Source organism: Arthrobacter sp. LAPM80 (assembly GCF_046736435.1).
In the GTDB taxonomy this organism is placed as follows: Bacteria; Actinomycetota; Actinomycetes; order Actinomycetales; family Micrococcaceae; genus Specibacter.
In genome coordinates this window covers 1-26,310 of the sequence record NZ_JBCHVD010000022.1, presented here as the reverse complement: position 1 = coordinate 26,310, position 26,310 = coordinate 1, and the positions used below count along the sequence as shown (strand labels likewise).

The 26,310-nt window shown below is 61.6% G+C and carries 23 protein-coding genes and 1 pseudogene; 15 read left to right on the top strand and 9 right to left on the bottom strand.

The window, feature by feature from the left end:
• Nucleotides 1-48: 48 nt before the first annotated feature.
• Nucleotides 49-810, top strand: a complete 762-nt coding sequence (locus tag AAGW05_RS16450) for a response regulator transcription factor (protein WP_411805640.1) — start codon at nt 49-51, stop codon at nt 808-810.
• Nucleotides 797-1,924, top strand: coding sequence for a sensor histidine kinase (locus AAGW05_RS16445; RefSeq protein WP_411805639.1), 1,128 nt, complete (start codon nt 797-799; stop codon nt 1,922-1,924). The genes AAGW05_RS16450 and AAGW05_RS16445 overlap by 14 nt, the downstream gene beginning before the upstream one ends.
• Here AAGW05_RS16445 and AAGW05_RS16440 read toward each other — a convergent pair.
• Nucleotides 1,921-2,973, bottom strand: coding sequence for an NAD-dependent epimerase/dehydratase family protein (locus AAGW05_RS16440; protein ID WP_411805638.1), 1,053 nt, complete (start codon nt 2,971-2,973; stop codon nt 1,921-1,923). The two genes, AAGW05_RS16445 and AAGW05_RS16440, sit on opposite strands and share 4 nt — an antisense overlap.
• Entirely contained in the window at nt 2,970-3,881 is a 912-nt protein-coding gene (locus tag AAGW05_RS16435) for an MTAP family purine nucleoside phosphorylase (RefSeq protein ID WP_411805637.1), read from the bottom strand. Before AAGW05_RS16435 ends, AAGW05_RS16440 begins: the two co-directional genes overlap by 4 nt.
• A 519-nt stretch (nt 3,882-4,400) precedes the next feature.
• Between AAGW05_RS16435 and AAGW05_RS16430 the strand changes: the two genes are divergently transcribed.
• From AAGW05_RS16430 to AAGW05_RS16400, 7 genes are all read left to right on the top strand, one after another.
• Complete coding sequence (locus tag AAGW05_RS16430) at nt 4,401-6,065, top strand: ABC transporter substrate-binding protein (RefSeq protein WP_411805636.1); 1,665 nt, start codon at nt 4,401-4,403, stop codon at nt 6,063-6,065.
• Nucleotides 6,066-6,089: 24 nt separating this feature from the next.
• On the top strand, nt 6,090-7,067 hold the full coding sequence (locus AAGW05_RS16425; protein ID WP_411805635.1) for an ABC transporter permease: 978 nt from the start codon (nt 6,090-6,092) through the stop codon (nt 7,065-7,067).
• Entirely contained in the window at nt 7,064-7,957 is an 894-nt protein-coding gene (locus AAGW05_RS16420; protein ID WP_411805634.1) for an ABC transporter permease, read from the top strand. The genes AAGW05_RS16425 and AAGW05_RS16420 overlap by 4 nt, the downstream gene beginning before the upstream one ends.
• Nucleotides 7,954-9,624 (top strand): dipeptide ABC transporter ATP-binding protein, encoded by a 1,671-nt coding sequence (locus tag AAGW05_RS16415; protein WP_411805633.1) that lies wholly within the window; start codon nt 7,954-7,956, stop codon nt 9,622-9,624. Before AAGW05_RS16420 ends, AAGW05_RS16415 begins: the two co-directional genes overlap by 4 nt.
• 90 nt (nt 9,625-9,714) lie before the next feature.
• Nucleotides 9,715-10,731 carry a zinc-dependent alcohol dehydrogenase family protein gene (locus tag AAGW05_RS16410; RefSeq protein WP_411805632.1) on the top strand — a complete coding sequence of 339 codons (1,017 nt, stop codon included), beginning with the start codon at nt 9,715-9,717 and terminating at the stop codon, nt 10,729-10,731.
• Nucleotides 10,732-11,146: 415 nt separating this feature from the next.
• Nucleotides 11,147-11,632 carry a TetR family transcriptional regulator gene (locus AAGW05_RS16405; RefSeq protein WP_411805631.1) on the top strand — a complete coding sequence of 162 codons (486 nt, stop codon included), beginning with the start codon at nt 11,147-11,149 and terminating at the stop codon, nt 11,630-11,632.
• A gap of 35 nt (nt 11,633-11,667) precedes the next feature.
• The gene (locus tag AAGW05_RS16400; RefSeq protein ID WP_411805630.1) at nt 11,668-11,856 is read left to right on the top strand and encodes a hypothetical protein; all 189 of its coding nucleotides are present in this window, start codon (nt 11,668-11,670) and stop codon (nt 11,854-11,856) included.
• A gap of 396 nt (nt 11,857-12,252) precedes the next feature.
• On the opposite strand, the gene AAGW05_RS16395 is transcribed toward AAGW05_RS16400, so the two are convergent.
• Nucleotides 12,253-13,185, bottom strand: coding sequence for a DUF808 domain-containing protein (locus AAGW05_RS16395; RefSeq protein WP_411805629.1), 933 nt, complete (start codon nt 13,183-13,185; stop codon nt 12,253-12,255).
• Nucleotides 13,186-13,285: 100 nt separating this feature from the next.
• Nucleotides 13,286-13,564: a hypothetical protein gene (locus AAGW05_RS16390; protein ID WP_411805628.1), complete on the bottom strand. Its 279-nt coding sequence runs from the start codon at nt 13,562-13,564 to the stop codon at nt 13,286-13,288.
• A gap of 209 nt (nt 13,565-13,773) precedes the next feature.
• On the opposite strand from AAGW05_RS16390, the gene AAGW05_RS16385 reads away from it, so the two are divergent.
• Nucleotides 13,774-14,001, top strand: coding sequence for a hypothetical protein (locus tag AAGW05_RS16385; RefSeq protein ID WP_411805627.1), 228 nt, complete (start codon nt 13,774-13,776; stop codon nt 13,999-14,001).
• Nucleotides 14,002-14,135: 134 nt separating this feature from the next.
• Here AAGW05_RS16385 and AAGW05_RS16380 read toward each other — a convergent pair.
• Nucleotides 14,136-14,270, bottom strand: a pseudogene (locus tag AAGW05_RS16380) (IS3 family transposase); the annotation flags it as partial.
• An 896-nt stretch (nt 14,271-15,166) separates the two neighbouring features.
• Between AAGW05_RS16380 and AAGW05_RS16375 the strand changes: the two are divergent.
• Entirely contained in the window at nt 15,167-15,496 is a 330-nt protein-coding gene (locus tag AAGW05_RS16375; protein WP_411805626.1) for a lipopolysaccharide assembly LapA domain-containing protein, read from the top strand.
• 571 nt (nt 15,497-16,067) lie between these two features.
• On the opposite strand, the gene AAGW05_RS16370 is transcribed toward AAGW05_RS16375, so the two are convergent.
• The 3 genes from AAGW05_RS16370 to AAGW05_RS16360 form a co-directional block, all read right to left on the bottom strand.
• Nucleotides 16,068-17,795: a thiamine pyrophosphate-dependent enzyme gene (locus AAGW05_RS16370; protein ID WP_411805625.1), complete on the bottom strand. Its 1,728-nt coding sequence runs from the start codon at nt 17,793-17,795 to the stop codon at nt 16,068-16,070.
• Nucleotides 17,792-19,405 (bottom strand): FMN-binding glutamate synthase family protein, encoded by a 1,614-nt coding sequence (locus AAGW05_RS16365; RefSeq protein ID WP_411805624.1) that lies wholly within the window; start codon nt 19,403-19,405, stop codon nt 17,792-17,794. The genes AAGW05_RS16370 and AAGW05_RS16365 overlap by 4 nt, the downstream gene beginning before the upstream one ends.
• A gap of 468 nt (nt 19,406-19,873) precedes the next feature.
• Nucleotides 19,874-20,098: a hypothetical protein gene (locus AAGW05_RS16360; protein WP_411805623.1), complete on the bottom strand. Its 225-nt coding sequence runs from the start codon at nt 20,096-20,098 to the stop codon at nt 19,874-19,876.
• Nucleotides 20,099-20,375: 277 nt separating this feature from the next.
• On the opposite strand from AAGW05_RS16360, the gene AAGW05_RS16355 reads away from it, so the two are divergent.
• On the top strand, nt 20,376-20,576 hold the full coding sequence (locus tag AAGW05_RS16355) for a hypothetical protein (RefSeq protein WP_411805622.1): 201 nt from the start codon (nt 20,376-20,378) through the stop codon (nt 20,574-20,576).
• 338 nt (nt 20,577-20,914) lie between these two features.
• Nucleotides 20,915-22,414, top strand: coding sequence for a SulP family inorganic anion transporter (locus AAGW05_RS16350; RefSeq protein WP_411805621.1), 1,500 nt, complete (start codon nt 20,915-20,917; stop codon nt 22,412-22,414).
• A gap of 455 nt (nt 22,415-22,869) precedes the next feature.
• On the opposite strand, the gene AAGW05_RS16345 is transcribed toward AAGW05_RS16350, so the two are convergent.
• A complete protein-coding gene (locus tag AAGW05_RS16345; RefSeq protein ID WP_411805620.1) occupies nt 22,870-23,340 on the bottom strand; it encodes a hypothetical protein in 471 nt (156 codons plus the stop codon).
• 868 nt (nt 23,341-24,208) lie between these two features.
• Here AAGW05_RS16345 and istA point away from each other — a divergent pair.
• Both istA and AAGW05_RS16335 read left to right on the top strand, forming a co-directional pair.
• Nucleotides 24,209-25,786: an IS21 family transposase gene (gene istA, locus AAGW05_RS16340; RefSeq protein ID WP_411805619.1), complete on the top strand. Its 1,578-nt coding sequence runs from the start codon at nt 24,209-24,211 to the stop codon at nt 25,784-25,786.
• The coding region (locus AAGW05_RS16335; RefSeq protein ID WP_411805618.1) for an ATP-binding protein at nt 25,783-26,310 on the top strand (528 nt) is incomplete at its 3' end. The genes istA and AAGW05_RS16335, both read left to right, overlap by 4 nt.

Sequence of the window (26,310 nt, the reverse complement as noted above, 5' to 3'; positions counted from 1 at the left end):
GGCGGCTGGGTCGGCTTCATCGGCCGGCACCGAATCTATGATGAACATGTGACTATCGCAAAGAATCACGACATCCCCGGAGAGCTGGGAGGTCGGCGCATCCTGCTGGTGGAGGATGAGGAGCTGATTGCCAATGTGGTGCGCGGTTACTTGCGACAAGCCGACTTCCTGGTTGACATGGCCTCGGACGGCTTCACGGCCCTTCGCCTTGCCAAGGAGCATTCCCCGGACCTGATCATTTTGGACCGGATGCTGCCAGGATTGGATGGTGTGGAGGTCTGCCGCCGGGTTCGCGAAACCATGTCCATGCCGATCATTCTGCTCACTGCCTTGGGGACCGAGGACGACCGCATCCTGGGGCTTGAGATGGGGGCCGATGACTACGTCACCAAACCATTCTCACCCCGGGAGCTGGTCTTGCGGGTCAAGTCCCTCCTGCGCCGCAGCATCCGCGACTTCACACCCGAACCGGCAATCCAGCTCTCCGGATTTTTCCTTGACCCCGCGGCACGGGCCATCACCGCCCACGGCGCCCCTTTGATCCTCACCATCCGGGAATTCGATCTTCTGGCCTTCTTCCTGCGCCACCCCAACCAGGTCTTTAGCCGGGAGGAGCTGATCCGGGGCGTGTGGGGGTGGGATTTCGGGGACCTGTCCACCGTCACCGTGCACGTGCGCAGGGTGCGGGAAAAGATTGAAGAGAACCCCACCAAACCGCTCCTGCTCAAGACCGTCTGGGGCGTGGGTTACCGTTTTGATGCGGGTCAGGAAGAACCACAAACCGAGGGGATGGCCCGTGTCGACCCATGAACTTCTGAGCATTGTGGGCCTGGCGCTTTTTTGGGCCGTAACAATTGGTGCCGCCACGGTGCTGTTGCAATGGCTGTTGCGCCGCTCCTCCATCGTGCTGCAAATTTGTCTGGTGGTTGTCTCTGCTGTGGGGATGCTTGTTGCAGGGATGGTGGGGGCCTTCAACGCCAAGTTCATTTCGGCCCGCGATCTCGAGGTGATGTGGTACGTCGTGGCTATCGCTTCAGCACTTGCCGTGCTGGTCGCCGTCGTGCTCGGAACGGGTGTTGCGCGCAATACCAGGGCATTGGTCAGTGCAGCCCGGAGCATCGGCCTTGGTCAAACTGTTGCCCCAACACGAAACGTCAGCTCGGAACTCACGGCGCTTGCCCAGGAGTTGAAATCAACCAGCGAAAAACTGGAGGAATCCAGGCTCAGTGTGGAGTCTGTGGAGGCGGCCCGTCGAGAGTTGGTCGCCTGGGTATCCCATGACCTGCGCACCCCCTTGGCCAGCATGCGTGCCATGACCGAGGCGTTGGAAGACGGCATGGTCGATAACGTCTCTGACTACCACCGCAAGATCATCGCCCAATCCGACCGCATGGCCGTCATGGTCAATGACCTGCTGGAGCTGTCCAAGATCCAGGCCGGGGCGCTGGTGGTGACGATGGAAACCTTGGACCTCTACGATCTGGTCAGCGACGCCATCGCCGATCTTGCACCGCTGGCCCAACGGCGCAGCGTGGACGTGAACGGCGACAGGGTGAAATCCACGCTTGCATCGGTAGATAGCGCGTCGCTGGGCCGGGCCGTGCGCAACGTGATCCTTAACGCCCTGATGTACACCAAACCCGGAACCACCATCCATATTGCCCTGGAGGCCGACGCCGACTGGGTGACCGTTGCCGTGGAGGACGCTTGCGGAGGAATTGAGGATCAGGATCTTCCGAAGATGTTCACCACCGGTTGGCGCAGTGCGACAGGCCGGAGCAGGGACGCCTTTAGCGGCGCAGGCGTTGGCCTGAGCATGGTGGCAGGGATCGCCCATGCCCATCATGGCAACGTGGAGGTGGAAAACGCCGGGGACGGATGCCGGGTCACCTTGCGGATCCCTACCACCTCCGCTGTCGCCTAGTCGCCCCTCAAAGGCGCCGCCATGAATTCGGCCATCCCCGCCTCAAAGCCCCGACGGGGCTCCCATCCGAGTTCGGCCTTGATGAGAGCCGAGGACGCCGTGACATGGCGGACGTCCCCCAGACGGTATTCGCCCGTCACCGCCGGCTCCGGCCCGCCATTGATGGCGCTCATCGTCCGGGCCACTTCCCCCACCGTGTGCACTTCTCCGGCACCAACGTTGTAGGCCCGAAACGGATGGTGAAAGCCGGCGCACAGCGCCTGGGCCGAGGCGATGTTGGCCTCGGCAACATCTGCCACATGGACAAAACTGCGCCGCTGTTTGCCATCTTCAAACACCCGGGGCGCCTCACCGCGGGACAGTGCCGAGCGGAAGAAGCTCGCCACCCCGGCATACGGGGTGTCCTTGGGCATCCCGGGACCATAGACGTTGTGGTAGCGAAGCGCGATGGCCTGTCCACCTGTGGTGTTCGCCCAGACTGAAGCAAGATTTTCCTGGGCCACCTTTGAGGCTGCGTAGACGTTTCGCGGGTCCAGGAGTGCCTCCTCGGACACCAGGGCCGGCACCAGCAAGTCTCCGGTCACCGGCGAACGCGGGTCGAAGATGCCCGCCTGAAGGTCTTCCCGGCGCCGGGGTCCGGGCCTCACAGGATCGCCGTTTTGCTCATGGTAGGCACCTTCGCCGTAGACCACCATCGAGGACGCCAGCACGAGCCGACCGATCCCTGCCCTGACCATCCCGGCAAGGAGGACCGCCGTCGCCAGATCATTGTTGCGGACATAGCCGGGGGCATCGGAAAAATCCACACCCAGCCCCACCTTGGCGCTTTGGTGGAGCACGACGGCGACACCCTCAAGTGCCTGGGCGACGACGTCGGGGTCGCAGACATCTCCCGCTAATAGCTCGACTCCTGGTTCGACGGTAGGACGACGTGGATGGATGTCCTTGGCAAGTGAGTCCACGACACGGACGTCCCAGCCACGGCTCAACGCGGCACTGACAACGTGGGAGCCGATGAAGCCGGCGCCTCCTGTCACCAGCACCTTCATGATCTGACCCGCTGCTGGGCCACGGCCCCCGCTGCGGGGTGGGCGGGAGGGTGTTCAAGGACGCTGCGCACGGCTGCAGAATCCGTAAGTTGCGGGCCAACATAATCGCGGTCGATCATTTCTGTGACGGTTCCAAGGACTGCCAGGATCCTTGACCGGGCGGCTTCGAGGCGGGCCAGCACGATCCCCGCGGTGACCGGGGCGGAGCCGTCGTGGCCAGTATTCGCATCCGTGACATAGGCCAGGTTCGCAAACCCCATGTTCAATTCTGCGGCCAGCACGGGCTCCGGATATGCAGTCATGCTGATCAGGTGCGCGCCGCTGGCCACCAGAATTTCCGACTCCGCCCGCGTTGCGAACCGTGGGCCGTTGATAACGGCGAGGGTTCCATGATCGCTGAATCCCTCACCGAGTTCTTCAAGTGACTTGATGAGAATTCCACGAAGACGCGAACAGTACGGTTCAGCCGCGGGTAAGTGCTGGACTCCTGTCGGCAACGAACCGTCGTAGTAGGTGTCCGCCCGTCCCCACGTCCTGTCAATGAACTGGTCCGGAACGGCAAACGAGTCAGTCCCGTGGCTGGCGACCAGGCCGCCGACTGCAGATGAAGAAACTACAGCCTCGACACCCAGGGACTTCAGGGCCCACATGTTGGCCCGGTAGTTGATCTGCTGCGGGGCCATGCCATGGGTGCGCCCATGGCGGCTCAGGAAGGCAACTTGTTTTCCTTTGAGAAAGGCAAGCGTGACGGGCCCGGACGGGGAGCCGAACGGTGTCGGCACGTCCACTACATCCCGTATTTCCACATCCGGCAGCTCGTAGAGACCCGACCCGCCAAGTATGGCGATCCGGGGCCGGCCGGTAGGCTGAACGTGCAAGGCAGGGGACGATTCATGCTTTTGTGACATGAATCCCATCATTCCAAAACTGCCGGCCGTCAGGCTGCTGAATCTCTTACGAAATGGGAACACTGCTCCGGAACCCCAATCCGAGTAATTGCTCCCAATCCTCATGACGGCACACCACGACCTAGCCATGGCCAAAACGGGTCCGCAAACTATAGCTAACGGTGCCCTGCCTCACCCGTTGTGAGGAGATTGTTTTCTGTGCAGAAAGTCACACTGCAGTCGTGGATCGGAAAACGGTTCCAGCCATCATGGAACTTGGATTTCACGGCAAGGTGCCTGTGTTGCGGCGGCGGCAGCAACCCCAGCTCCGTCCCCAACAGCGCCCCCACCACGCCCGTTTCGCAGGATGGAGCCCAATATCCCCTATGACCTGCCCCACATACCCATGGGTCCGGGCCGCCGCAGCGGTTATGGTTGATGGCGGTGCCCGCCGACGCGTGCCTCATGGCCACAGGTCGAGGGGACAGCCGGCGAGCGCTCACGCATCGCTCAAATTCACCGGTCCGCAGGAAGACTTTCATGACTCTCGCTCGCCCCATGGCCAAAATACTATTTCCGGTCGCGACAGCCTTGGCCGCAGCACTGGCCCTCGCCGGCTGCACACCGTCAGGAACGACGTCGGACACCGGCGCCGATGCCGGGTCACCCGTCACAGGCGGAACCTTGGTCTACGCCTCGGGCGACGCCGAACCCAGCTGCCTTGACCCCCACGTTGGCGGCAACTACCCGCAGGCCCTTGTTGCATCGCAGTACCTGGAGACCCTGTACACGAAGGACGCCAGTGGCAAGCTGATCCCGTGGCTCGCCGAAGGTTCCACCGTGTCCGAGGACGGGCTGACGCGGACAGTGAAGATCCGTGGCGGGATCAGCTTCACCGACGGCACCGCCCTGGACGCCGCTGCCGTCAAGGCTAACTTTGAGCACCTGTTGAACCCCGACACGGCATCTTCGACCGGCTACCTGGCTCTGGGCAAGATCGCGTCGATGAAGGCCGTTGACGCCAGCACACTCGAGCTGAAGCTCAAGACCCCTGACAACTCCCTGCTCGAGTCCTTCTCCATGCCCTGGGTTGCCATCGAGTCCCCCACGGCACTCAAGCGCACCCAGGCGGAAAACTGTGCATCGCCCGTGGGCACCGGCCCGTTCAAGGTCGAGTCCTGGAAGAAGCAGGATGCCGTGAACCTGGTGCGCAACGCCAACTACGTGCTCCCGGTCGCTTCGGCCGGACATGCGGGAACTGCCTACCTTGATGGCATCACCTGGCGGTTCATCCCCGAGGCGGCAACACGCTATGCGGCATTGCAAGCCGGAGAGGTGCAGGTCATTGACAACGCCCAGCCTGACGCCATCGCCGCATCCGCGAAGAACCCCGCCATCAAGCACCTTGACGCGCCGCGCCCCGGAGCCTCCAACCGCATTGAGCTGAACTCCTCCAAGGCCCCCTTCAATGACGCAAAGGTCCGTGAGGCCTTCATCCACTCGGTGAACGTCAACGCCGGCATCGATTCCCTGTTCTTCGGCACCGCCAAGCGTTCATACTCACCCCTGTCCGGCGTCGAGCCTCTGGCGTACTCCGAGGAGTCGCTCTTCTCCTACGATCCGGCGAAGGCAGGCAGGCTGCTGGATGCGGCAGGATGGAGTGAACGTGACGCGCAGGGTTACCGGGTCAAGGATGGCACAAGGCTCTCCTTCACCTTCCCCGTGAGCACCAGCCAGTCAATCCCTGCAGAACAGTCTCTCTTTGAACAGATGCAGGCCACGGCGAAGGCGTCGGGCATCGAGATCAAGATCAACTTACTTGACCTCTCCAGCTGGTATGGCGAACTGTTCAAGAATGACTACAACATGGTCTCAGCCCCGTACACGAAGGTTGGCCCGAGTGTCCTGGCCGTCCTGTTCCACTCAGATTCAACCATCCCTGCACCCTCGGGCTACTTCGCGAACCTTTCACAGGTCAAGGACCCCAGCCTTGATGCGTTGCTCAACAAGGCCGGATCAACCAAGGATGAGGCCGAACGCAAGGATCTCTACACCCAGGCACAGAAGAAGGTGCTCGAGGGCTACTACCTCCTGCCGCTCTACGATCAGCAGAACCACTTCCTGTACTCGGACAAGCTAAAGAACGTCGGAGCCACCACGGCCGTGGCAACCCCCACGTTCTTTGACACCTGGCTGGCCAAGTAGACCCAGCAAAGGAAGCCCCCACCCATGAGCACTGACACAGCAGGACCCACCCGGTCGATTGGCACTTTCATGTCATCGGCCAGGTGGCTGCTGGCCAAGGCCGGTGGGGGCATCTTTGTGCTCTGGGCGGTCGCCACGGCCATCTTCTGTGGCATCCGCATGATTCCGGGGGATCCCGCAGAGGCCATCATGGGAGGCCCCGGATCCCAGGCTTCGGCCGAGGCCCTTGCGGCAGCCCGCGCCCAGTACGGCCTGGACCAGCCTCTCCTCGTCCAGTACTTTGGCCAGCTGTGGCGGCTGGCCACCGGCGACCTGGGCATCTCCTACTCTTTGAAGATCCCCGTAGCCAAGGTGCTTGGCGATCTGATTCCGTCGACCCTCATCCTTGCAGGGCTCGCCCTGCTGGTGGCCTGGGCCATGGCCCTGGTTCTTGCCGTTCTATCCACACGCAGCGGTGGCCTGGGTTCAGCCGTCGGCTCGGGACTGGAAATCATCTCAGCCGCCGTACCGCATTTTTGGTTGGCCAGCGTGCTGATCATGGTCTTTTCCACGTCGTTGGGCTGGCTTCCGCCGGTGAGCACCAACTCCCCGGTGGGGCTGGTCCTGCCGGTCATCACCTTGGCCCTGCCGCTGGCAGGTTTCCTGGGACAGGTCATGCGGGACACCATGGCGGACGCACAGCGTTCAGCCTTTGCCCTGTCCGCCCGGGGCCGCGGCGAATCCGAGACCGGAGTGCTGCTGCGCCATTCCCTGCGGCACGCGGCTCTTCCGGGAATCGCACTCTCCGGGTGGGCCTTCGGTTCGCTGCTCTCCGGTGCCGTGGTGGTTGAGTCCATCTTTGCCCGCCCGGGCTTGGGGCGTTCACTGCTCTCCGCCGTGACATCCCGGGACATTCCCCTGGTCACGGGGGTCGCACTTTTCTCGGCTGCCGCCTACGTGGTGATCATGGCACTCTCGGACCTTGCCGAACGCCTCGCGGACCCACGGATTGGACCCTCATGAGCAGCCGGAATTCAAGACGTTCGACGGCGGACCCGCAGTTCGCGCGGCAGGTACCCAGCCCGTCACGCCCGGGCGCAACCCGGGTGAAGCGGCTGGCTGGCCGCCTCCCCCCGGTGGTGGCCGCCGTCGTGCTTTTGTTCTTTGTCCTGGCAGCCATCGCACCGAACCTCCTGGCCCCAATCGATCCGCTGGCCATCAACCCCGCCGACGCGTTCGCCACTCCCGGCCCCGGGCATCTTCTGGGCACCGATGAATCGGGGCGGGACATTTATGCGCGCATCATTTACGGGGCGCGGCCCTCGCTGCTCATCGGGGCTGCGGCAACGGCGATCGGTCTTGGCCTGGCGCTGGTTCTTGGCACCCTTGCCGGTTTCGGCGGACGGTGGATGGACTTTGGCGTGGGCCGCATTCTTGAGGTGCTGTTTGCCCTGCCGGGGCTGCTGCTGGCCCTGGTGTTCATCGCCCTGGCCGGGCCCGGTGTCTCAACGACCGTCATCGCTGTCGGCCTGACCTCCGCGCCCGGGTACGCCCGGCTGATCCGTGCGCAGATCATCGCCCTGCGCACCTCCCCCATGGTTGAGGCTGCCACGGTGCTCGGACGACGCCGGTCACGGATCCTCGCCGTCCACATCCTGCCCAACGCCCTTGCCCCCCTTGCCGTGCTTGCAACCCTGGGACTCGGGCAGGCCATTCTGTGGGCGGCTTCACTGAGCTTCCTTGGCCTCGGCGCACCGCCGCCCGCACCTGAATGGGGCACCATGCTCTCGTCGGGACGCACGTACCTTGCCCTGGCCTGGTGGATGACCTTCTTCCCCGGGCTTGCCATTGTGCTGGTCGCCGCGGCTTCGACCTTGCTGTCCCGATCGCTGAAGTCCGGAGGCACCCGATGACCACCCCCGAACCCATACTGCGCGTCGAGGATCTTCACGTCTCCTTTGGCCCAACGAGGGTCGTCAGTGGCGTTTCGTTCACCGTTTGCCCCGGGGAATGCCTGGCCCTGGTGGGCGAATCCGGGTCGGGCAAATCGGTGACGGCGAGGTCGCTTCTCGGCTTGGCGGGACGCGGCTCGCTGGTGCAGGCAAAAGCATGTGAGATTGGAGGTAATGACGCCCGAAAACTCTCACAGGGACGCTGGCGCTCCCTGCGCGGGAAGCAGGTGGGGTTCATCCTGCAGGATGCCCTGACATCGTTGGATCCGCTGCGGACCGTCGGCAAGGAAATCGACGACGCGCTGCGCCTGCACTGGAAAGGTTCGGGGGCACAACGCGCGGCCCGCGTGATTGAACTGCTCGAGGCCGTGGGGCTGGATGACCCTGCACGCAGGGCTTCCCAACGCTCGGGGGAACTCTCCGGCGGCATGCGCCAGCGGGCGCTGATCGCCTCGGCCATTGCGATGGACCCGATGCTCATCATCGCCGATGAACCCACCACCGCGTTGGATGCGACGATCGCCGCGTCAGTGATGGACCTTCTGGGTGATCTGCGACGGGCGGGCTCGGGCATGCTCCTGATCAGCCATGACCTTTCGACAGTGGCGAGTGTGGCCGATTCAATCGCCGTCATGCAGGCCGGACGCATCGTGGAACGCGGCCCCAGCGAACAGGTCCTCAACGACCCGCAGCACCCCTACACCCGCGCGCTGTTGGCGGCCGTCCCCGCGGGAAAACCTCGTTTCACACGGCTCTCCCCCGCCGCCGAGGATCCGGAACCCCTGTCGCTTCAGCCCGCCCCGGCAGCGGCGCACGGCGAGCCGGGCGACGTCGTACGGCCGCTGCTCAGCGCACGGGGATTGTCCAAGAGCTTCGCCCTGTCCAAATCAGCCTCCTTTACGGCCGTGCGCTCTGTGGACTTCGAGCTGTTGCCGGGACGAACCCTGGGTGTTGTGGGCGAATCCGGTTCCGGCAAGACCACCACCGCCCGCATGGCCCTGGGACTGCTGACGCCCAACACCGGCACCGTGGAACTTCTCGGTGAACCGTGGAACCCGCTTGGCGAAAAGGCCCGCCGAGCCCGACGCCCGACGGTGGGCGCCATTTACCAGGACCCGCTCTCGTCCTTCGATCCGCGCCATTGCGTCGGCGCGGTGTTGGCCGACGCGCTGAGCCTTGGCGCCACGCGCAATCCACGCAGCCACACTGCCAGAATCGATGAACTGCTGGGGCTGGTGGGATTGGAGCCAGGGATGGCGAAACGCAATCCGTCAACGCTCTCGGGCGGGCAACGCCAGCGGCTGGCCATTGCCCGTGCGCTTGCGCCGAACCCGCGGGTACTAATCTGCGACGAGCCTGTCTCTGCACTTGACGTCTCCATCCAGGCCCAGGTCCTTGACCTCCTTGATGACCTGCAGCAGCAGCTGGGGCTCGGCTACCTGTTCATATCCCACGATCTATCGGTCATCAGGCACATGAGCGACGACGTACTGGTCATGCGCGCGGGGGAAGTCGTGGAGTCCGGGGCGACGGAGTCGGTGTTCACGGATCCACAGCATGAGTACACGCGGACGCTGCTGGCCGCTGCTCCGCCGTCGCTCAGCCTGCCTCGACGCCTGCCCTGGTGACTCAGCGTCATCACCTGATCACAGGGACTGTTCAGGGGACAGCTGTAATAGTTGACTTGTTGTATTCAACGTCCAGAGGAGAGCAAGTCAATGCGAGCAACAACGATTTATGGAGAACGTGACATTCGGGTTGAGGACCGGCCCAAGCCCACCCTTCAAAATCCAACCGATGCGATCCTCAAGGTAGTGGCTGCCTGCGTGTGCGGTTCCGATCTGTGGTTTTACCGCGGGGACAACGCGGTTGAGGAACCTCGTGCCATGGGCCACGAATACGTGGGTGTCATTGAGGAACTCGGTAGCGGGGTAACCGGGCTTGAGGTGGGCCAATTTGTAGTGGGTTCCTTCATCACCTCGGACAACACCTGCGAGATCTGCCTTGCCGGGTTCCAGTCGAAGTGTGTCCACCGCACCGGAGTTGAGACGGCGCAGGCTGAGTATGTGCTGATCCCTAACGCATCGGGAACCCTCGTTGCGACGAGCGAGTATCCCGATGAGGACCGGATTCCTTCATTGTTGACGGCGTCGGATGTCTTGGGCACCGGCTGGTTTGCCGCAGTGGCTGCTGAAGTCGGCCCCGGCAAGACTGTCGCAGTGGTGGGTGATGGTGCGGTTGGCTTGCTGGGAATTCTTGCCGCCAAGGAACTCGGCGCCGAGCGGATCATCGCTTTCAGCCGCAACCCTGAGCGCCAGGCCCTGGCCCGGGAATTTGGGGCCACCGACATTGTTGAGGAGCGCGGGGCCGAGGGCGTCGCTAAGGTAAAGGAGCTCACCAACGGTCTGGGCGCCCATAGCGTCATCGAGGCAGTCGGCACGCAGGAGTCAATGTTGCAGGCAATGCGATCAACGCGGCCAGGTGGTCACATGGGCTTCGTTGGCGTGTCACACGGCGTCGAAATTCCCGGCTACGAGCTCTTCTCCTCAGTGATCCATTTGCTGGGCGGGCCGGCGCCGGTGAGGCGCTTCCTGCCGGATCTGATTGAGCGGATCATGCGCCGCGAGATCAACCCGGGAAGGGTTTTTGACCTTGAATTGACGCTCGAACAAGCTGCCGAAGGATATGCAGCGATGGATGAACGACGCGCTATCAAGGCCCTGTTGCGGCCCTAGTTCGCGCCTCCTCACGGGCTGTCCGGTCTTTGGCGTCATTCCGGGATGGTTTCTCGTTATTCTGTTTTACCTGGTGGGTTGCGGGGAACCACGAAGTCGCCCCAAGCCGGAGGCGAGATCACCACCCAACCCGGACAACAACCCTGGGGCTATGTCGGCGCCTTTACCGATCTGGACGGTCACGTCTGGCAAGTAACAGCGGACTAACCACCGGAGCGACCCAGGGGACCGAAGAATAGCTTTCACCTGCGACGGGTTACGCCGATGGGCGTGTGTGGAAGCGCTGCCGCCTATCGGCAACTTCCACGTGCTGATCCCCGCGTTCAAACCTTTGACCGCTCCCCGAAATTGACTGGCTCCTCGGAGTCGAGAGAGGCAGGGCAGGGCCGGTCCGTCCCTCGTCGGATATATCGGCATGGCAGTTGCAGTCATGCTGCCCAGGCTCCGCGGAGTGGCGCCGTTCGGAATCGGGCCTGCGGGTCCAGCCCCGGCCCATCCAGTATCCGTTGGAGAAAAAGACGTCCGGCTAGACGCCGGGGACTGGACCGCCGTGGTACACGTCCTGACCTGCCGCAACCAGGGCAGCATGCGCTCCGACGGCATGACCATCGACATGGTGGCGACCCGCGCCAAGGCGGGCAAGGCCACCTTGTACAGGCGCTGGCCGGCAAAAGCGGATCTGGTCCTGGACACCGTCGCCTGTTTGAAGAAGGCCGACACCGGGACCCTGTGTGGGGACCTGGTCGCCATGGTCAAGCCGCACTCGATCGGGGACGGCGAACGGACGCTGCAGATCATGGCCGGACTGCGGCTTCCTGATCTCGGTGATCGAGGGCGTCATCCTGCCAGCCGTCGGACTGTCTGGTGGCGTCCTGGGCGGCTTCATTTTGGGAGTAGCTGAACGTCCGGCCAGTGTGGGATGAATAGACGTGAATTGTGGTCCCGGACATCAACTTCGACGGCTCAGAACTCAAGCCCTGCGCCGCCGTGAACAAACGACTCAACCTGCTCCCTGACGGCGAAGCAGAGTTGCTCCGCATCGCCCTCTGGCACCTGGCCAACCCGACTGCGGAGTTCCCCGGAGCAGTGGTCGACCCACAACTGGCCGAAGTGAACAGACCATAGCCTCGACGCGGCAGCAAGCCGCGTCCGATTGGAGGAACGATAAGATTGCCGACATTCCCATCACCACAATCGAAGGCACGAGCACCTCGATGGGCGATTACCCCGACTGGAGGCGCTACAGGGTCTCGGCGGCGACCGCGGATTTACGGAGCTCGGATTCCCAAGCAACCAATTCCTGCAAGAACTCTCCTCAGAATTGAAGAAGGCCAAGGACGACGGCGGCAAAGCGTTTCCGGCCCCAAACCGAACCGGAGGATCCCCTGATCGTCTCTGCCACCGAGGCCAATCTCGCGAACCGATCCTGACCACCGGTTGCCCAACCCTATCCACGGTTCGGCGGCAACACATGCGCAGGGCAGCGCCATAACGTAAGCCCGGACCCCTGCAGGTCCTGCTTTAGTGCTTGTCGCGAACCTTGTTGATTCCGATCACGGCAGCGTTGATGACAGAGCCAATGATGGAACCGGCCAGGCAGGAGAACGCGGTGTTCACGAGCCAGCCCAGAACCGTACCAGCAGAGCCTGTTGCATCGTGGACCAGCATCTCCATGTGGTGCACAAATGCATAGGGTGTGTGCCAGCCCAGTTCATCCAAGCCCACCAGGATCAGGTGTCCTCCCACCCACAGCATGGCGACGACGCCGACCTTGCCCAGGATGGACATGACAATTGGCATGGCCTTGACCATCCCGCGGCCCACTTTCCGGGCGAGGGTTGAACTCTTCTTGGCTAGGTGCAGGCCGATGTCATCCATCTTCACGATCAGGCCAACCGCGCCGTAAACAACCAAAGTCATGAGGAAGGCGATCAGTATGAGAATTAAGGTCCGGTTGAGGAAGGTCTCGTGGGCCACCTCGTTCAAGGAGATGACCATGATCTCTGCTGAGAGCACCAGATCGGTGCGCACGGCAGCCCCAATGATGGCCTTTTCGTCACGCACTCCCTGATTGGCACCCGGGCCATGATGCTTGATCACGCCCATGGCTTCAAGGAGCTTCTCCGCACCTTCGAACACCAGATAAGCGCCACCGACCATCAAGATCGGGGTCAATGCCCAAGGGGCGAACTGTGAGAGAAGCAGGGCCACCGGGAGGATAAACAACAGCTTGTTCCGGATGGAACCGACAGCGATCTTCCAGATGATGGGGAGCTCACGCTTGGGCGAGAGTCCCGCAACGTACTGGGGTGTAACAGCCGCATCGTCCACGACCACACCAAGTGACTTGACGCTGGTCTTGGCCGCACCCAACGCTATGTCATCAAGCGAGGCGGCAGTGACCTTCACGAGGGCCGCAACGTCATCCAGAAGTGCTACGAGGCCACCGGCCATGCCGAAACTCCTTGTTTAGTCATCGTCGCAAGCCATACAGGAGCATTCTTAAGAATGCCACGCGGATTGCATGGAAAGTCCTCAGAAGTTTACAGCCCATCTAGCGGTGCCCTGTCAGCAGCACAACCATCCTGACGATTTCCGCGACGATTTCGTGGGTTGGTTCGCGCAGGGACGGTTGTCTCTGCACGCGCTGTTCGGGTGCCTCTGGGATCCCCCCAATGAGGATCATGCTGCTGGTGCCCTGGGGTGCTGATGGAATGAATCCGTCCACCGCAAACGACGCACAGGCCGTGTCCACAGCTGCCGCAACCAGCGCCTCGACGGCGGGGGACCCAGTTAGCCCCGGATCGATGGCGACATCGGTGATCGCCGCCAACAATTCCTCATTGCGGTCAGAAAGAGCTGGGCCAGTAATTCCTCCGGATCGGCATACAACTCGTTGAAGGAACGGGTGGACACCTTCGCGAGGAGGCACAGCGCCTGCTCGGTTGAGGTGCGCTAACCCTCGGGGCGCGTAGGGATATCGGCTGACATCGAAGCTGCCGCTCCCATCAAAAATGAATATTTGAGTGTAATACTGCTCATATGGCATATCTAGTGAGGCCGGAACATCTCGCTAAGCCTGTAACAAGTTCTCTTCCAGTCAACGAATCCCTGGCTCGGACGTACGTGATCGGCGCAGGTTCTTCCGAGATTGCCGCTGCAAATGCGCTGTGCTTGGCCGGGGTGCCGTTCGACTGGTTTGAGCGCGGCAGCGCCATGGGTGGCAATTGGCTCTTTGACAACCCCAAGGGCTCCTCCGCCTGCTGCTAAACACTGAAAATCGACATCTCAGGAGCGCGCGTGGCGTTTTCCGATTTCCCATGCTGCGGCACTACCCGCCCTATCCGCGGCATGAACAGATTTAGCCTATTTTGAAAAGTGGGCTGCTTGGGATTTTTCGGGCAGCGGATGACATCCTTGCTGGCACGCTCCCTCGGGGCGTAGGTCGTGCTGTGGACACGCTCGTTTTCCAGGGCCGAGAAGAAGGTTTCGCACGTAGCTGTCGTCCCAGCTAGACCCGATTTCCCGTTCGCGTTCCTTCGGACGGCCGGCCAGAAACGTTCAGGCCCTTCCCCGGCATGGCACCGCCGTGGGCTTCCTTGTACCGTGTCAGCCAGTTGCGCAGCGTGGATGAGTCGGTGACTCCTCATTCCGGTAGTATCGACCATTTCAGCGGGTACCACGCTCGGAAATCTCCACAGCAGCCAACCCCTGCTAGGTCTGCCTGTCCCTGTCGGCAGGACGTTTTCAGCATAGAACCGGAAATGGCACCAAAGCCTCATTCACGAGTCATATGGTCAAATACTCGCCAGTCCCTGTTCCCGCCACGTGGCTCGGGAGTAAGCTGGCCGAGAACGACCAAGCGGGAGGTTCACATGTCCGTCATGACCATGAAAAGTATCAGTCATCACGCACAGAACCTTAGAGCGGCTGGGGTGAGGCCTACCCTTGATGACCCCTCATCCTTGTTGGACACGATCATGTCGTGGGGCCGATCGCGTCTAGAGGAAAGCACTGCTCCGCAGGCGGTGGCAGGGATCCTCGACACGGTCGCAGAGAGGACCACACTCCCACGCCGAACCGGGAAGCGGGCAGTGAAGGCCCATAAGCGTGCAGCACGCGAGCTACGCCACCACTCCCCCACCCACCGGAAGAACAAGAAAATGTGGCTGCTCGGCAGGATTATACTAACAGCCACCGCGGGAACCATTATCCTCGTTCGCACCCGGTACTCCCGGAGGCACCCGGAAACTCTGGGATCCGGCGACAGCACTCCGGCCTCGAAAACGAAGAACAACGGACAAACCTCTCCTCGCCCCCTCACACAGGCCAGGACGGTCAATAACCCGAAACACGAATCTGGAAGAACACCGAACCCAAAGTGCGCAGATTCTCCTCGTAGACTCTGCGATGTCATAGGAAAGGAACGTGCCCCATGGACGAACACCCGATCACGCCCGAGAACACTCCCTTGAACCCCGCCAGTGAACCCGTACCAACCAAGGCCCCTATCAAAGTCACCCGGGCGAGCATGATGTGGGTTGCGACTGCCGCTGGCCTGCTGGTCCTCGTCCTCTTGATAATCTTCATCCTGCAGAATCAGGAATCCGTCACGCTGCACTATTTCGGATTCAACGGAACTGTGGCCATCGGCGTCGGAGTGTTCATTGGGGCCGTCGGTGGCGGCATCATCGTCGCCGTTGCCGGGACGGCCCGAATCATCCAGTTACGCACGCGAGCCCGCCGCCTCCCGCCCATGGACTGAGACCGTGCCGGGCGCTGGTCGAATTAGGCCGGCACCCGACACTGAATTCTTCTGCCGCCCCTCACTCCTACGAAGGTCCGGCGTCCCGAGCCCGGCCGCCCTCGGACGTGTGGACAGGCTGGCGGCCTTGAACTCTCCGAGCATCCGGTGCCACTGATTTGCCTTTCTCGCTCCAAGTCAGGCGTGAGATTCAGCGCTAGCTACGATAACCGGAAAGTTCCCCTGAATTTATGTGGCCGTGGAGTTACTCGTCTGTTTCGCTAGGCCAGCTCACATGAATCCACCTCTGCCCTTCGCCGTCCCATGATTCTGAGTGTCCCAGCAGGGCAATGTCTGCAAAGGATGCATTGATCCCGTGGGCTTGGAGGATTTCGTGGAGCGCTTTAGTGGCCGCACGGGCCGCTTCGTCAGCACCGTCAGGTCCCTCAGAAGTGACCTGATGACTTGCCGTATACATTTGACTCATGCTGCCATTGTTCTCCATGGATCCGCCCGAGGGAAGGTCCGGCGGCGGTGATCCATCGACGCCGGCGACGACGTCACCCTCATTGTGGTGGGGCGGTTTTGCCGTTCAGGTCTCTCCCCTCGATGATAAGTTTTCCTTGATCTTTGCAATGGCAAATCCCCACGCCTGGCCAACCGAGGTCTTGGGTGGTACGGATATTTCATTTGGGTTGGTCAGTACATCCAAAAGCACAGGTCCGTCGTGGACCATCGCTTCCTTGACAGCGGTATCCAACCCATCTATTTTTTCGACCCTGATGCCGTGCAGTCCACAGGCCAGCCCCACCTCGGCCAAATTAGGGTTGTGCAGTATGGTGCCGAATTCCGGGAGGCCACCCTGCTCCTGCTCCAGTTTCACCATCCCCAAACGTCCATTATTAAACACCACCAGTTTCACGGGCAGATTATAGGCCACGGCGGTCAACAGGTCTCCCATCAGCATGGTGAGGCCGCCGTCACCGCAGAAAGCCACCACTGGACGAGTCCTATCCAGTGCCGAGGCACCAAGGGCCTGCGGCATGGCGTTGGCCATGGAGCCAAGATTGTAGGAGCCCAGCAGCCGGCGGTTCCCGCGCATTTTCACGTAGCGGGCCAGCCATACCGTGGACATCCCGGTGTCGGAGGTAAAGATCGCATTGTCGGGCGCGTGCAAGTCCACGGCAGCTGCCACAGCTTCGGGGCGGATCATCGCGTCTGGATTGTCCGCGAGGGTGCGAACTCTTCCTATCAGGGTGGCGTCATAGCCCGGATCTGCCAGTTTCAGTTGCCGTTGGGCCCACGCGTGGTATTTTCCGGCTGCGGAGTCGAGGTGGACCTGGTCGTTCTTCGCCTCTAGCAGGGGCATCAGGGAAGCGAGACTGAGTTTGCTGTCCCCGACGACGCCAAGGGTAACGGCGGTTCGACGGCCGATGACCTCGCCGTTGGAATCGATCTGGACGACGGTTTTTCCTGTGGGGTATGAGTCCCGGTAGGGAAAGTCGGTGCCGATCATCAGTAGCGTGTCGCAGCTATCCAAGGCGTGTTGGGCTGCAGGGTTTCCGATCAGCCCGGACTGGCCCACCTGATATACATTGCCTTCTTCCAGAACTTCCTTGGCTTTCAGGGTCAGTACCATGGGTGCGGCCAATTTCTTGGCCGCTGCCAATAGTTCATCTTTCGCTCCACGTGCACCCATGCCGACCAACATGGTCACGTTGTCCGTATCGTTCAGGAGCCGTGCGGCTGCGCGAATCGCTTCAGGGTGGGGCGCGGAGGGCCGTTCAACATCGACGAAATTCGCTACCGAGTCATTGGGCATGGCGGCACCGCCGATGTCCCCGGGGATAGTCAACACAGCGACTCCGCGACGAGCCATGGCCGTGTTGACGGCCTGCTCCAGAAGGTACGGCATCTGCGCGGGGCTTGTCACTGTGTGTGTGAAGACCGCGACATCGCTGAAAACCCGGTCATTGTTGACCTCCTGGAAGAAGTCGCTGCCGATCTCCTCACTGGGCACTTGTCCGCAGATGGCTAGTACCGGCGTCCGCGATTTCTTGGCATCGTACAGCCCGTTCAACAGGTGGATCGAGCCTGGCCCCACGGTTCCCATGCACACCCCCAGGGTGCCGGTCAGCTGGGATTGGGCGCCAGCGGCGAAAGCCGCAACTTCCTCATGCCTGACGCCAATCCATTCCATCCGCTCCTCGGTGCGTATGGCGTCGGTCAATGGGTTCAGTGCATCACCAACAACGCCCCAGACGGTTTTGACGCCCATGTCTGCCAGGGCTTTGACGATCATGGCTGCCACGTTGCTCATTGCAGCGCCCTTCCGTTGCGGCCGGGTTGCGCGGCAAAGGAATCGGGGTTCGCGGTGGCCCAGTCTTCGGCCCAGGCCTCGGGTACCTGCGCCAGCAGCTCCCCGGGGGCCATCCATTCGTAGAGTTCGGCATAGGATTTCGTGTTCGTGTGCCCGATCCGGCGCCGCAACATCCGCGGTGTCAGCTGCTCAGGCCCGGCGGCGCCGATGGACGCCATCATGCGCAGGGCCTCGCTTACCGTGGCCTCTTGGAACCGTTGAACCCTGATGCTCTTGTTTTCCACATCCAGTGCTCTGGCGCGGCGAGGGTCCTGGGTGGCAACCCCGACCGGGCAGTGGTTTGTATGGCAGCGCTGAGATTGGATGCAGCCAGTAGCCATCATCATGGCCCGGGCCGCATTGGTGTAGTCGGCTCCCTGGATGATCCGCTTGACGATGTCCGTGCCCGTGGCCACTTTGCCTGAGGCGCCCACCCGGATTCGGTCACGAAGCCCGGTTCCCACCAGTGCGTTATGCACCAGCATGAGGCCTTCGGTGAGCGGGGTGCCCATATGATCCTCATATTCCATGGGGGCCGCCCCGGTGCCGCCCTCGGAACCATCCACAATGATGAAATCCGGGGTGACCCCTTCGGCCAGCATGGCCTTGCAGATAGCCAGTACATCCGTGCGTGAACCCACGCACAGCTTGAACCCCACTGGTTTGCCCTGGGCAAGTTCCCGCATGGTGGCCATGAACCGGATGAGCTCGCGCGGCGTACCGAAGACCTTGTGGGCAGCTGGGCTGACGCATTTCACCCCCTCCGGCACATTGCGCGCCTTGGCGATCTCCGCGGTAACCTTACTAGCCGGAAGGACCCCACCAATACCCGGTTTCGCACCCTGACTAAGCTTCAGCGAAAGGCACTTCACCGAGGGGTGCGCGGCCTTCTCGGCGAACATTGTCGGATCAAACTCTCCATCCTTGGTACGTGCCCCGAAATAGCCGCTGCCGATCTCCCACACCAGGTCACCTCCATGGCGCAAGTGGTATTCGGTCAGGCCGCCTTCCCCTGTGTCATGGGCGAAACCGCCCAGCGCCGCACCCTTGTTCAACGCCAGAATGGCGTTCGAGGACAGGGCACCGAAACTCATGGCGGAGACGTTTAGCAAGGCCATCTCGTAGGGCTGGGTGCAATCGGGGCCGCCAATGCGCATCCTGGGCGGGTCCTTGGGTGGTTCCAGCGGCGCCGTTGAATGAACCAAGTATTCGTAGCCAACCTCGTTCACGTCGCGTTCCGTGCCGAAGGCCTGTTCCTGGTTGGTACCCTTGGCACGCTCGTAAATGAGGGAGCGGGTGTCACGATCGAATGGACGGCCGTCATAGTTCCGCTCAATGAAGTATTGCTGGAGCTCAGGGCGGATATATTCCAGCGCGAAGCGTAGGTGCCCAATCACCGGGTAGTTGCGCAAGATGGAGTGCCGTTTTTGTGTGACATCCGCAATGGCCAGGACTAGGAGCGCAGCAAAAATCGCGACCGACACCCACCAGCCCGGGCCCGTCAGCACCACCAGCAGCACCGAAACAGCTGTCACGAGGAACAATATGGAAACCACAAATATCCTGAGCATGACCTCAGCTTAAACCCGGGGTACATCAGAATGGGAGCCCCCAGAGGGCCTGAATCTCCGAGCCATAGTGCCACACACCATTGATCGGGCGACCCTGAGGATGCCGGCATCTGATCCTGCTCCAGCCGCCCGGCAGTTGCCACGGCTTTGGCAGAGTTGATAGCAACTCAATTTCCGGCACCAGGTTGCCGTGACTCATCCTTTCCAATCTGTGAGAGCGGAACAACCAACACCGGGCACTTAGCAGGGCAGGCGATACGTTTGCCTACAGCAGGGCCCTCCCGGCACTCCCGCGCCAACCTGCACTGCACGTGCACCTTGGTCCCCCGCCCATGTCCATAGCTTTCCCGATTTCGGCGCTTCATCGGGGTCCACGTGGAATCTCACAGTCTCGGTATAGAACAGCTTGCTCCGTTCGACGTCGGCAACTGGTAGGGGGATCAGCTCAAGTTTCATGTCCACGATTTCCTACTTTCCCTTGGCTGTTTCCGACGGTTCCAGGGAACAGGCCCGGTATGCCGCCATCTTGTCGAGGGATTGGTGCATGCCGACGTACGAAAATACCGACATCAGGCTCCGCGTCCACCCCTTTTCAGTGATCGTGAGTTCCGTCAGGCCGTTGACGTCCCTGAATTCAACGATGGTGTACACATTTTGCGAGAATCCTTCCGGCAACGCATCGTCCGGCAGCAACCTGCCTTCCTCATCGGTCAGGTTTGGGTGAACTCCATGCGTTGCATCGGTGCGATCTTGGAGTACGTACCGCCTGTGTGGCTTACCAGCCGCCCTGGTCCGTTGGAGCCTGCATGCGAAAGAGGAAGGAGCCACCCTCCCGAAGATCACTGCGGACCGACGGCGAGGTAGGTCCACAATGTCCACTGCGTCTCAACGGGTGAGTTGAGGATGCGCATTATGATAAGGGCTCGTGTCGCACAATTGGCCATCCTCCAGTCCTTTGTCACGTCGTTGAATGAGTGCTTCCATCGCGTCAAGCCGCGCATTCCAAAGGCGCGTTGGCGCGATGCTTCACAGCCTCGCCGAAGTCGTTCAACTCGGAGCGAACTTCGGTGTCGTCTCCGCCGGGCCCGGGAGCCTCGAGTGCGTCTATAACCGGGAGAAGTTCAGCGATGGCAGCAAGCGCGAACCCAACGGCTTCAGCCGGCGAATCTAACACGTGCACGTACATCCCGTGCGGTGGACAGCCGGAGTCCGACTTCCGTGCTTCCATACTGTTTGAGCAGACCGACGTCGTTATAGTTGCGGACGGTCTGCCGGCAAGCCGATGTGCATCGTGGCCACCACCTCTTCGTCCGTCATCTCATTCGCCGTCCAGTCACCTTTCGACCGAAGCCTCACGTTAGAATAATGTTGCAGGCTCGACCTAAGGTCACCGACCTGCTCTTCACGCCACGCCTCCGTCTTCCATGACGGGGCTGGACCGTGCCCAGCGTGGCGCACAGCAATGATCCCGCCGCTCTCCTAAGAGAGCCCTGCACCTGGAGCCGCTCCTTGACCCGTGCCGAACACCCACGCTTGATCCGCAATCCGGTCACGGTCCTGAGCGCTCTACGCTCGCCACGGCAGCTTTCCCGCGAAGTACTCGCCGGCATGGTCACCACCCTCGCCCTGGTCCCGGAAGTAATTTCGTTCTCAATCGTCGCGGGAGTCGATCCGATGGTCAGCCTGGTCGCCTCCATTGTCCTGGCCATGACGATGTCGATCCTTGGCGGGCGTCCGGGGGTGATCACCGCCGCAGCCGGATCCGTCGCCCTCGTCATCGCCCCTCTCGTCCATGACCACGGTGTCCAGTATGTTTTGCCTACAGTGATCCTTGCTGGCGTGATTCAAATCGTCTTCGGTCTTGCCGGACTTGCCCGTCTGATGCGATTTATCCCCCGGTCAGTGATGATCGGGTTCGTCAATGCCTTGGGGGTGCTCATTTTCATGGCCCAGGTGCCCCACGTGCTGAAGGTCCCCTGGCTGGCCTACGTCCTTTTTGCTCTGACACTGGGGATTATTTTCATCCTTCCGCGCTTCACCAAGGTCATCCCGTCACCGTTGGTTGCGATCGTCGTCGTCACTGCGATCGTCATCATCGCCCACCTCGTCGTTCCAAACGTCGCCGATGAGGGCCCTCTCACGGGGAAACTGCCCGGGATCACCCCTTTCCTGGTCCCCTTGAACCTGGCCACCCTGCAGCTGATTCTGCCGACGGCGCTGAGCGTGGCTTTCGTCGGTCTCATGGAAACACTTCTCACCGCGAAACTCGTCGACGAAATCACCGACACGCCCTCGCACAAGGGCCGCGAGTCCTGGGCCTTGGGCTTATCGAACATCTTCGCCGGGTTCTACGGCGGAATGGCCGGCTGCGCGATGATTGGGCAGACCGTCCTTAACGTCAAGACCGGCCAGGCACGCACCCGCATTTCCACATTCGTGGCCGGGGTGTTCCTTTTGGTCCTGGTGACCGGGCTCAGCTCGATCATGGGACAAATTCCCATGGTCGCCCTCGCCGCGGTCATGATGGTCGTCGCAGTCACCACCGTCGACTGGCACAGCGTGAAACCCTCCACCCTGAAGCGGATGCCCATCCCTGAAACCATCGTCATGAGTGTCACCGTCGCCGTGGTGGTCGTCACCGGCAACCTCGCCTATGGAGTCATAGTCGGCGTCGTCCTGGCGATGGCGCTCTTCGCGCGCCGGGTCGCCCACGTAATCAGTGTCAAAAGGACCCCGGCCGACGACGGCGCGAGCGTCCAGTACGAGGTGCTCGGGCCGCTGTTCTTCGGGAGCAGCAATGACCTCGTGGACCAGTTCTCCTACGCCGATGACCCTGCCGCCGTGACAATCGACCTCAGTCGTGCCCAGATCTGGGACGCCTCGAGCGTTGCAGCCCTGGACTCCATCGAGACGAAATACCGTCACCATGGCGCCACAGTGACGATTACTGGTCTCGACGAACGCAGCACCAGATTCCACCGTCGCCTCACCGGCCAGTTCGGCACCTGACCCGTCGGCAATCCTTTTCAAAGCGCAAGATATCCGACGGCCACAGGTCGCATTTACAGCCATTACAGCCAAGGTTCCGCAACTCTGTTTGCCTCGTTGGAACGCCCTGTCACGATTTGATTCATGGGTAGGATGCGGGCATTGGGTTGCCGAATCTCAGCTGCGAGGTGGGGCCCCTCGAAGGCCGGTCCCCTTCACGACCTAGTGGGTATCAGGGTTGAGCCGCAGGAGATAGTCATCAGATCTCCCATCAGCGACAGCTTCTTGGGGCCCGGACGAACGGGGCGGCCGACGTCAACCGTGCCGGCGGCATACATGATGGCGTCGGCCCTGCAATGATTGCGGCCAACCGGGGTTCGGACTTGCCTACCCAAGACGCAATAAGCCAGCACCAGAAGGATGGTCTCAACGTACCTCCCCCCGAGGCCCCAAACACCCACCAGATGTTGATGAGCCTAGTGCCAAGCCTGATACCGGGCATTCAGCCGGGGAGCATCCGACCCCGAGACCAGTTTGATATCCACACTTAGGTGCTGTAAGCGTCGGAAATGAAACGTTGCTGGTCCTGTCGTCCCGGAAGTCAGGTCGGCTGGGCCGCGGAAGATGAACCAGACCCAAGCCGTCCCGCGTACGGGATGGATGCTCAGCGACAACTCTGGCCGGTTGGACATCACAAGGATTTCGGGGGCAAATTCGGTCGGTCCAAGCGAAAACATGGCTATATACAGGCCCAGATTGCGGACAAAGCTGCTGCCGAGGCCAAACACGGTGTCTCGTACCGTCGAATGCACTCCATCGGCACCGACCACGAGATCGATGCGGCGCGCGGCCTTGCGCTCGACGGAGACATCGACTCCGCCGTAGTCCGGTCGCAATGAGCTGACCGAATCCCCGAATATGAACTCGGCGTCGCCTCTGGCAGCCACGCAACGGATCGCTGGCAGATCTGCCCGGGGCGCCGGCAGCAACATCGTTCAAGCGAGGGCAGATACTTGCTTGTCGGGCCACATCGGTAGTCTGTCCGTGCACGTCCACTGGACTGCCAGTGAATTGAAATCTCCCGGCGCGCTCAACCACCACAGGTTTGAACCCTTGACGGGCCAGCCAGTAAGCCATGGCAGGTCCGGCGACGCCTTGCCCCGCAGATCAGAACTCTGCCGCGTCCTACGCATGACAGCCTAGTGTCACTGACCCAATCCGCATGCCCGCATCCATCCCGCCGTCCGAAATTCGACCCACAACCCACGGGCCCACCAGGTGTCCAACGGATCCGGAACATCGCTGTTGCCCGCCGGAACAGATCTCGCGGTACACCCAATTTCCACGGCCCGTCAGGTCCCTTCCACCACACGTCACAGCGACAGACCCCAGCCCCCGGGATTCGGAGGAAGACGACAAAGGCATCGGTCGGGGTTGCCTTCAGAGACGAACAGCTCGAGCGGCGCCAGAGGCCCAGGTACCGCAGGCTTTCTTCTTAGTCATACCTGCGGCGTTGCGCAGGGCTCGTGCCACGAGTCCGGAGCGCCTGTGATCCTCGATTGCTCAACCAACAACTGTTAGCTGCAACTTTAAACTGACCATAGACGGCATTTTGAATTGACCGTTCGCGGCAGTGGTTTTGACCAGTGGCTGCAAGTGATTTGACCAGTATTCCGCCGTGGCTTCCGCGGTGTGGGTGTGCTGGGATTCCCTTGTCCATCCCTCGTGTCTATGCGGGGAAAGCCCCCTCCTTCGGGGTGAAATGACGATGCCAATCGTTTCGATTTCACCCATTTTTGAAGGAAGGGGCTTGTTATGAAGTCTCCAGGAGAGTTCATGGAAATTTTAGCTGCTTTTGATCTAACCCAGTCCTATCGTGGCGCCGCTGAGGTCTGCGGTGTTTCCCACAACACTGTCCGTTCGTATGTGAAAGCCAGGGACTCCGGCGCCCAGGCACCGATCGCTCGTCAGCGTGGAAGGATCACAGACCCGTACCTGCCGACCATGAAGTCCCTGGTCGAGCAGTCCAAAGGAAAAATCCGTGGTGATGTGCTCCATGGCAAGCTCGTCGATAAGGGTTATACCGGTTCGATCCGCACCACCCGCTATGTGTTGGCCGGGTTGAAGAGTGAGTACCGGGCCCAGAACGCCCGTGTTCACCGCCCTTGGACTGTTGGTCCAGGGCTGTGGTTGCAGTGGGACTACGGAGACGGCCCTGTTGTTGACGGGGTGAAGACGGTGTTGTTCGTGGCCTGGCTGGCGTATTCACGCTTTAGGATCGTCATCGCGTTGAAGGATAAGACGATGCCGAACGTGTTCGCCGCCCTGGATCGCTCCTTTCGTCTGATCGGCGGGGTCCCCACTTATGTACTAACCGACAATGAAAAAACCGTCACGATAGAGCATGTCGCCGGGGTTCCGGTCCGCAACCCACAGATCGTTGCGTTCGCGAGGCACTACTCCACGGCCGTGCAGACCTGTATGCCGGCGGATCCGGCCTCCAAGGGCGGGGTGGAAAACGCTGTCAAGATCGCCAAGGCCGACCTCGTTCCCAAAGACACGAACCTGCGTCTTGAATACGCCTCTTTTGCCGAGTTGGAAGAAGCCTGCGAGGCGTTTATGGAGGATGTAAATTCCTCAGTGCACCGTGCCACATTGGAGATCCCCAAGGACATGCTCCGCTTGATCGAGGCGCCCAAGCTGCACCCGGTCCCGGCAGTGCCGGTGACAGCGAGTTTCGGCCAGGTACGGCAAGTCCCACCGAACACGCCCATGGTCGTTTTCGAGCACTCCCGCTACTCCGTGCCACACACCTTGATGGGGCAAAAGGTGTGGGTGCGCGGCACCGACACTCACGTGATCATCGTTCATGTCGGCAAAGCTGGCCCGGTGGAAGTAGCCCGCCACCCCCTGACCCGTCCGGGTGTTCCAGCGATCATTGACGCGCACTTCCCACCAGCTTCCGCCGGCGCCCTGGAACGCGTCATTCGCCCTAAAACCACGGCCGAGCAGGACTTCCTGGCCCTCGGTGCCGGGGCGGCACTCTGGCTCAAGGAAGCCGCCGCGGCAGGAACGAACAAGATCCGCCACAAAATGGAACGCGCCACCGCACTGGCCTCCATGCTGGGCAAGGACGCCGTGGATCAAGGACTCGGTGCTGCTGCCGTGCACCACCGCTTCACCCACGAAGACCTGGTCTCCATCATCACCAACACCGCCACCGGGGAGCTGGCCGGGCCAGGCAATGACACCCGGCACACCGTGACCGACCAGGGCCAATGGCTTTCCCAAGGCACCAGCGGCTGGGCCAACTTCGGCACCACCAACACCAACACCACCAGTAGCGACGCTGGCAGCAGCGATACCACCGATCCTGAAGGAGTCACCCCGTGAGCACCACCCTCGCCCCTGCACCGTTGACCGACGCGGCGGTGGAAGAAGTAATCACACTGATGCGCACCACCCGCATGCCCCACGCCCGCGCCGTCGTCGCCGAGGTCCTGGCCACAGCGAAAGCCCAGCGCTGGGACCCCACCGAAGTCATCCGCGTCCTGCTCGAGGCTGAAGCGACCGGGCGCAACCGTTCCATGCTCGCGACCCGGCGAAAGCGTGCAGGATTCCCTACTGGGAAAACCTTCGATGTCTGGGACGAGTCCCTCTCCACTCTGCCCGTGGCCACGACCTCGTTCCTGCGCACCCTGGAATGGGTGCGGCGGAGAGAGAACCTGATCGCGTGCGGGCCCTCCGGGACCGGCAAGACCCTGCTACTGGAATCCTTGGGTCAGCAAGCCATCGATGAAGGCATGAGTGTGTCTTGGCTCAGCCTGGAAGACCTCGGCGCGCTCGTGCGCCGGCACCGCATCGATGACAGCGTCAACAAAGCCATCACCCGCGTCACCAGCGTCGATCTGATCTGT

Bases quoted from the DNA above. Each gene is read 5' to 3' on its own strand.
- AAGW05_RS16440 (WP_411805638.1), bottom strand. From the start codon at position 2,973: ATGAAGGTGCTGGTGACAGGAGGCGCCGGCTTCATCGGCTCCCACGTT.
- AAGW05_RS16435 (WP_411805637.1), bottom strand. From the start codon at position 3,881: ATGTCACAAAAGCATGAATCGTCCCCTGCCTTGCACGTTCAGCCTACC.
- AAGW05_RS16430 (WP_411805636.1), top strand. From the start codon at position 4,401: ATGACTCTCGCTCGCCCCATGGCCAAAATACTATTTCCGGTCGCGACA.
- AAGW05_RS16425 (WP_411805635.1), top strand. From the start codon at position 6,090: ATGAGCACTGACACAGCAGGACCCACCCGGTCGATTGGCACTTTCATG.
- AAGW05_RS16420 (WP_411805634.1), top strand. From the start codon at position 7,064: ATGAGCAGCCGGAATTCAAGACGTTCGACGGCGGACCCGCAGTTCGCG.
- AAGW05_RS16415 (WP_411805633.1), top strand. From the start codon at position 7,954: ATGACCACCCCCGAACCCATACTGCGCGTCGAGGATCTTCACGTCTCC.
- AAGW05_RS16410 (WP_411805632.1), top strand. From the start codon at position 9,715: ATGCGAGCAACAACGATTTATGGAGAACGTGACATTCGGGTTGAGGAC.
- AAGW05_RS16405 (WP_411805631.1), top strand. From the start codon at position 11,147: ATGGCAGTTGCAGTCATGCTGCCCAGGCTCCGCGGAGTGGCGCCGTTC.
- AAGW05_RS16395 (WP_411805629.1), bottom strand. From the start codon at position 13,185: ATGGCCGGTGGCCTCGTAGCACTTCTGGATGACGTTGCGGCCCTCGTG.
- AAGW05_RS16385 (WP_411805627.1), top strand. From the start codon at position 13,774: ATGGCATATCTAGTGAGGCCGGAACATCTCGCTAAGCCTGTAACAAGT.
- AAGW05_RS16375 (WP_411805626.1), top strand. From the start codon at position 15,167: ATGGACGAACACCCGATCACGCCCGAGAACACTCCCTTGAACCCCGCC.
- AAGW05_RS16370 (WP_411805625.1), bottom strand. From the start codon at position 17,795: ATGAGCAACGTGGCAGCCATGATCGTCAAAGCCCTGGCAGACATGGGC.
- AAGW05_RS16365 (WP_411805624.1), bottom strand. From the start codon at position 19,405: ATGCTCAGGATATTTGTGGTTTCCATATTGTTCCTCGTGACAGCTGTT.
- AAGW05_RS16355 (WP_411805622.1), top strand. From the start codon at position 20,376: ATGAGTGCTTCCATCGCGTCAAGCCGCGCATTCCAAAGGCGCGTTGGC.
- istA (WP_411805619.1), top strand. From the start codon at position 24,209: ATGAAGTCTCCAGGAGAGTTCATGGAAATTTTAGCTGCTTTTGATCTA.